The sequence below is a fragment of the Nocardia sp. NPDC058633 genome (genome assembly GCF_042717045.1).
Taxonomy (GTDB): Bacteria; Actinomycetota; Actinomycetes; order Mycobacteriales; family Mycobacteriaceae; genus Nocardia.
In genome coordinates this window covers 1-6,016 of the sequence record NZ_JBHXRA010000040.1, presented here as the reverse complement: position 1 = coordinate 6,016, position 6,016 = coordinate 1, and the positions used below count along the sequence as shown (strand labels likewise).

The 6,016-nt window shown below is 67.6% G+C and carries 6 protein-coding genes; 2 read left to right on the top strand and 4 right to left on the bottom strand.

Annotation, left to right across the window (positions count from 1 at the left end; all coding sequences use genetic code 11):
- Positions 1–110: 110 nt before the first annotated feature.
- On the bottom strand, positions 111–1,562 hold the full coding sequence (locus tag ACFWUR_RS29555; RefSeq protein ID WP_378911217.1) for a bifunctional ADP-dependent NAD(P)H-hydrate dehydratase/NAD(P)H-hydrate epimerase: 1,452 nt from the start codon (positions 1,560–1,562) through the stop codon (positions 111–113).
- Between the two features lie 70 nt (positions 1,563–1,632).
- Here ACFWUR_RS29555 and ACFWUR_RS29550 point away from each other — a divergent pair, with 70 nt between their 5' ends.
- On the top strand, positions 1,633–2,058 hold the full coding sequence (locus ACFWUR_RS29550) for a plastocyanin/azurin family copper-binding protein (RefSeq protein ID WP_378911216.1): 426 nt from the start codon (positions 1,633–1,635) through the stop codon (positions 2,056–2,058).
- 95 nt (positions 2,059–2,153) lie between these two features.
- Here the strand turns inward: ACFWUR_RS29550 and glmS are convergent, their stop codons facing one another.
- Positions 2,154–4,034, bottom strand: coding sequence for a glutamine--fructose-6-phosphate transaminase (isomerizing) (gene glmS, locus ACFWUR_RS29545; RefSeq protein WP_378911214.1), 1,881 nt, complete (start codon positions 4,032–4,034; stop codon positions 2,154–2,156).
- Positions 4,035–4,070: 36 nt separating this feature from the next.
- Between glmS and ACFWUR_RS29540 the strand changes: the two genes are divergently transcribed.
- The gene (locus tag ACFWUR_RS29540) at positions 4,071–4,925 is read left to right on the top strand and encodes a dienelactone hydrolase family protein (RefSeq protein WP_378911212.1); all 855 of its coding nucleotides are present in this window, start codon (positions 4,071–4,073) and stop codon (positions 4,923–4,925) included.
- A gap of 66 nt (positions 4,926–4,991) precedes the next feature.
- Here the strand turns inward: ACFWUR_RS29540 and ACFWUR_RS29535 are convergent, their stop codons facing one another.
- Positions 4,992–5,333, bottom strand: coding sequence for a hypothetical protein (locus ACFWUR_RS29535; protein WP_378911211.1), 342 nt, complete (start codon positions 5,331–5,333; stop codon positions 4,992–4,994).
- A gap of 25 nt (positions 5,334–5,358) precedes the next feature.
- Positions 5,359–6,016: hypothetical protein (locus ACFWUR_RS29530; RefSeq protein ID WP_378911209.1), on the bottom strand; the 658-nt coding region annotated here is incomplete at its 5' end.

Here is a 6,016-nt window from a genome sequence, read left to right as displayed (position 1 = left end):
GTCCCCGCACGCAACCGAGACCTGACCTTCGTCTTCTACGACAACGAGGAGGTCGCCGCGGACACGCGCGCGCCAGCGCGCCAACAAACACAGCTCAAACCTGCCTGGGACTACCACTCCTGAGATCCCCCACCCACCTCCCGCAACACCCGCACCGCCCCCCGAACCTGCCCGAGCAAAGGCATCGCGGATATAGGCGCCCCCATCTCCTGCCCCTCATAAGCAGCCAAACCAGCCGCCAGAGCGTGCACCCGAGCCCCGGCCGCAGCAGCCCATCCCGGTTCCCGCCCCGCGGCGAGCAACGCCCCGACAATCCCAGAAAGCACATCCCCCGACCCAGGCGTAGCAGCCCAATCCCCACCAGCGTCATTGACCAACGTCACTTCCCCCGGCGAAGCGATGATCGTCGCCCGCCCCTTGAGCAACACGGTCACACCCCATTCCTCGGCGAGTGCCCGCACCGCCCCCACCCGATCAGCCCCCACCACCCCACCGGTCAACCGAGCGAATTCCCCCGCATGCGGTGTCAACACCGTCGCAGCCGAACGCCCCCGAACCAGCCCCGGTTCCCCGGCCAGGATCGTCAGTCCGTCGGCATCGACGAGCACCGGCAGATCAGTGGCCAACACCTCGGCCAGCCGATCCCGAGCCCCCGAATCAGTACCAGCCCCCGGCCCGATCACCCACGCCTGCACCCGCCCTGTCTCCGAGATCGACGCACTGGCGACAACTTCGGGAAACCTTTCCGACACCGCGGTATCGGACCCCACATACCGAACCATCCCCGAGGTCGCCGCCACTGCCGCGCCCGTGCACAACACTCCCGCCCCCGGATATCGCGCGCTCCCGGCGCAGACCCCGACCACGCCCTGGCTGTATTTGTCATCCGTGGGCCCCGGCACCGGCCATCCAACCCCCACCGCCGAGGGCGCGAGCTGCGCCAATCCCGCTTGGCCCGGACGTAACCCGATCGGCACCAATACAATTCGCCCACACTGCGGCACTGCCAACGCGTGCACCGGCTTGTACGCGCCGAACGCGACCGTCACCGCCGCTGTCACCGCGGGCCCCTCCACCGCCCCCGTATTCGGATCGACCCCACTGGGCAGATCTACGGAGATGATCGGAACATTCAGGGCAGCAACCATTTCCGCTGCCTCAGGCCGCAACGGGCCCCGCCCGGAAATCCCCACGATCCCATCGATCGCCAGATCAACCGAGTCGAGGCGATCAACCACCCGACCGCCACTCGCCCGCAGGGCAGCGAGTCCTTCCCTGTGCGCCCGTGCAGGATTCAACAGCACGGCGGACACGCGAACCCCGCGCCGCCGCAGAAACACCCCCGCCCACAACGCATCCCCACCGTTGTCCCCGGACCCCACAAGCAAACCCACCGCCCGCCCGGACACTCCCCCGGTCCGCGAACGCAATTCGTCGATCACCACCCCCGCCAGCCCGAATGCCGCCCGTCGCATCGGCATTCCCGCAGGCACCCGGGTGAACAGCTCGGCTTCCGCCGCCCGAACCTCGTCGACGGTGTAGTAGCCACGCCGATCCGACATAATCGCCTCCCAGCTGCCCGAACGGGCCGCCGACCGGCCCAGGATCGCTCGCAGACTACGCTGCACACCCATGTCGATGGTTCGTCCCCGCGCCGCATCCGCCCGGTTTGTCGCCGGAATCGTCGTGGCCGCCGCCCTGTTCTCCGCCGGCTGTTCCGGCGACTCGGGAAACGCCGCCACCACCACAACCCGCAAACCCCGCCCGGTCACCACCACGACCGCCCCCCAGGAGCACGCACCGACCGACCTCACGGTCGAGGTCGGCAGCATGAAGTACGCCCCCGCCGATGCCACCGTCAAGGTCGGCGAGACCGTCACCTGGAAGTTCTCCGACAAGGTCCCGCACAACGTGCAGGGCATCGGCGACAAGGCGATGGGCCTCAACAGCCCCATCATCGACAAGGGCGAATGGTCCTACACCTTCACCCAGCCCGGCACCTACCGCTATATGTGCACCCTGCATCCGGACATGCGCGGATCCATTACTGTTTCGTAGGAGCGCTGGCGCGCTCGAGTTCGCGGCCCCTTGTGTCCCGTCGCTACGCGGCGGGACCCTCCTCGAGGTCGGGTCGTGCGGGGCTGGGTCGAGCGCTATTCGACGGTGACCGACTTGGCCAGGTTGCGGGGCTTGTCCACGTCGTAGCCGAGCGTCTGCGCGACTTCGGCGGCGAAGATCTGCAACGGCACCGTGGACAGCAACGGCTGGTACAGCGTCGGCGCCGCCGGGATCTCGATCAGGTCGTCGGCGAACGGGCGCACCGTGTCGTCGCCTTCTTCGGCGATCACGATCGTGCGGGCCCCGCGCGCCTGGATCTCACGAATGTTGCTGAGCAGCTTGGAATGCAGCACCGCCCGCCCCTTCGGCGACGGCATCACCACGATCACCGGCAGACCCTCTTCGATCAGCGCGATCGGCCCGTGCTTGAGCTCGCCCGCGGCGAACCCCTCAGCGTGCATGTAGGCCAGTTCCTTCAGCTTGAGCGCACCCTCGAGGGCCACCGGGTAGCCCACGTGGCGTCCGAGGAACAGCACCGTCGGCACATGTGCCAGCTCGCGCGCGATGGCCCGCACCTGCGGCGCGGTCTCGAGCACCCGCGAGATCAGCTTCGGCATCGACTCCAGTTCGGCGAACTCGCGGGCGACCTCGTCGGGGTACTTGGTCCCGCGCGCCTGCGCCAGCGCCAGGCCAACCAGGTAATTGGCGGCCACCTGCGCGAGGAATGCCTTCGTCGACGCGACACCGATCTCGGGGCCGGTCCGCGTGTAGATCACCGCGTCGGACTCGCGGGGGATCTGGGCCCCGTTGGTGTTGCAGATGGCCAGCACCCGCGCCTTCTGCTCCTTGGCGTGGCGCACCGCTTCGAGGGTGTCCGCGGTTTCGCCGGACTGCGAGATCGCCACCACCAGCGTCGACCGGTCGAGAACCGGGTCGCGATAGCGGAACTCGCTGGCCAGTTCCACCTCCACCGGCACCCGGGTCCAGTGCTCGATCGCGTACTTGGCCAACAGTCCCGCGTGATACGAACTGCCACACGCGACGACGAACACCTTGTCGAATTCGCGCAGCTCCTGATCGGCGAGGCGCTGCTCGTCGAGAACGATCCGGCCGCCGTTCTCGTCGACGACGAAGTGCCCCATCAGGGTGTCGGCGACGGCGGTCGGCTGCTCTTCGATCTCCTTGAGCATGAAGTAGTCGTGGCCGCCCTTCTCAGCGGCGGCGAGGTCCCAGTCGATGGTGAACGGCCGGCTGACCACACCGTCGGTGTTGCCCGCGAAGTCGGTGACGCTGTAGCCGTCCTTCGTGATCACCACGGCTTGGTCCTGACCGAGCTCGACCGCCTCGCGGGTGTGCTCGATGAACGCGGTGACATCGGAGGCGATGAACATCTCGCCCTCGCCGACCCCGACGACCAACGGCGTCGACCGACGCGCCGCGACGATCGTGTCGGGATGATCGGCGTGGGTGAACACCAACGTGAACGCACCCTCCAGCCGCTGCAGCACGGCCAGCGCGCTGGCGGTGAAGTCACCGGCGGTGGGACCGTCGGCGTAGGCGCGCGACACCAGATGCACCGCGACCTCGGTATCGGTATCGCTGAGCAGCTCCACGCCCGCGTCCTCTAGCTCGCGGCGCAGCGGGGCGAAGTTCTCGATGATGCCGTTGTGGACGACGGCGAGCTTGCCGGACACGTCGCGGTGCGGGTGCGCGTTGCGGTCGGTCGGCGCGCCGTGGGTGGCCCAGCGGGTGTGTCCCATGCCGGTCGCCCCGGCGAACCGATCGGCGCCCGCCTCGTCCAGCTCGGCTTCCAGATTCGCCAGCCGCCCGGCCTTGCGCTCGACCGCGATCGCACCGTTTCCGTCGAGGATCGCGACCCCCGACGAGTCGTAACCGCGGTACTCCATGCGTCGCAGCGCGTCGACGACAACGCCGAGCGCATCCCGGTATCCGACGTAGCCCACGATTCCGCACATGGTCCCCCACCCTACTGATCGGATACTCTTCTCGCCGTGTCGGTGTCTGCAAAATCGCTCCTGAGCACCCTGTCCATCCGCGGCCCCCACCGGGTGCTGCGCGGCAACTTAGGGATCGCAGGTCAGCCGGGTGTGGTGTACACACCCGAGTCCGGGCTGAACCTGCCCGCTGTCGCGTTCGCGCACGGCTGGCTGACCAGCGCCGAGAACTACAACAGCCTGCTCGAGCACATCGCGTCGTGGGGTTTCGTGGTCGCCGCGCCCGACACCGAACGCGGCCCGATTCCGTCACATCTGGATCTGGGCACCGACTTGCTCACCACGCTCGACATCGTCAGCAAGGTCCGTCTCGGTGACGGCACCATCAGCGTGCACCCCGACCGCCTCGCCCTCGCCGGTCACGGCATGGGCGCCGGCGCCGCCGTGATCGCCGCGGCGCAACGCCGGGTGGCCGCCGTAGTAGGACTCTTCCCCGCACCCACCTCCCCCGCCGCGGAGAACATCGCCCCCGACATCGACACGCCCGGCCTGATCCTGACCGGCGACGACCTCGACTCGGTCAGCTCCAACGCCCGCGCCCTCGCCGCCGCCTGGTCGGGCACGTCGATCCTGCGCACCATCGACGGCGCCTCCCACAACGGCATCATCGAAGGCCGCCGCCTCTTCGCCGCCCTCGGCGCAGGCCGCTACGAACACAAAACCGACAAAGCCACCCGAGCCCTGGTCACCGGATACCTCCTCGCCACGGTCCTCGCCGACAAGAAGTACGCGGTCTTCGCCGACTCGGAAGCCGAGATCCCGCACACGAAGGTCGTCGACCCGCACGCCGAGGTCGAGGTCGAAGCGCCGAAGTTGTCCATCGGCACGATCGCCAAACTGATCCGGGGATAGTGCTCATCCGGCCACCCGCAGGGTCTGCTTGCGGGTGGCCGGATGAGCAGGCGTCGCGTTACGGACTCAGACCAACCAGCTCTTGCGACGGTAGTAGTCCCCTTCGGGGTCGTCGTCATCCACTGGGGCAGCGCGGTCGTTGGCCCGTCGAGCGGCGATAGATCGTGCGATGGCTTCGCGTTGCTCTCTGGCCGCAGCCTCCTGACGCTCGCGTTCCTCCGCTTCGAGCCGCTCTCGCTCCTCGGCTTCCGCGGCCTCGCGTGCCCTGACCGCGTGCATCTCGGCCAGTATCTCGTGACCGTTGTTGTGAACGGCGAGGCTGCTGCGCTTCTCGTCGTACTCGTCGTCCAGAATCTGCACCCGACGAAGGAACTCGTAGGCACCTTCGTCGATCCGCGATCGACTCATGACGAAACCCTCTCAGATCGTTGATTCACAGCGGCCCAGCCTCGGCCAGGACCGCACCCGTGTCACCCGGATCCGGTTGGCTGCCGACCGGGTACTGCTCCGCCCAGTGTTCGCCGTCGGGCTCGTCGTCAGCGCTCGGACCGGCGCCGGTCCCCGACATACTCTCGGCGGCATAGCCTTTGGCGTTGAGAGACCCTGTCGGGTTGGGTGTCGCTTCCGACGAGGTCCCCGCATCCGTATCCTCGAGATCGGTCGGCCCCTGGCCCGTGCCGGTCTCCGGTGTGCCCGAGCCGATTTCGCCGCTGGACTGGTCGTCGCTGATCACCGGTATCCCGTTCGCATCGAGCGTCAGGCCGTACTCGTGCGAGTTACCGGCCGAGTCGGTAGTGCTCACGGTCAGTTGGCCGTTCGCGTCCGTCCCCACACTGACCTGCGTTCCGTTCAGATCGAACGTCGCACCACCGGATATCAAGCCGTTCAATTGGCTCGAAATCGACGCGAATCCCTCTTGGATCGAGGTGCTGAGCGAGGTGAAGCCGGAACTGATCGTCTCCGCCGTGGTCGTGACGAGCGATTCCAGTTCGCTGACCGATGACACCAGCGAAGTGAGGCCCGTCATCACTTCGCTGACCGTATCGGTGATTTCGCTGATCGTGTCGGCGATGTCTTCGTCATCGTCGGTG

Bases quoted from the DNA above. Each gene is read 5' to 3' on its own strand.
- ACFWUR_RS29555 (WP_378911217.1), bottom strand. From the start codon at position 1,562: ATGTCGGATCGGCGTGGCTACTACACCGTCGACGAGGTTCGGGCGGCG.
- ACFWUR_RS29550 (WP_378911216.1), top strand. From the start codon at position 1,633: ATGTCGATGGTTCGTCCCCGCGCCGCATCCGCCCGGTTTGTCGCCGGA.
- glmS (WP_378911214.1), bottom strand. From the start codon at position 4,034: ATGTGCGGAATCGTGGGCTACGTCGGATACCGGGATGCGCTCGGCGTT.
- ACFWUR_RS29535 (WP_378911211.1), bottom strand. From the start codon at position 5,333: ATGAGTCGATCGCGGATCGACGAAGGTGCCTACGAGTTCCTTCGTCGG.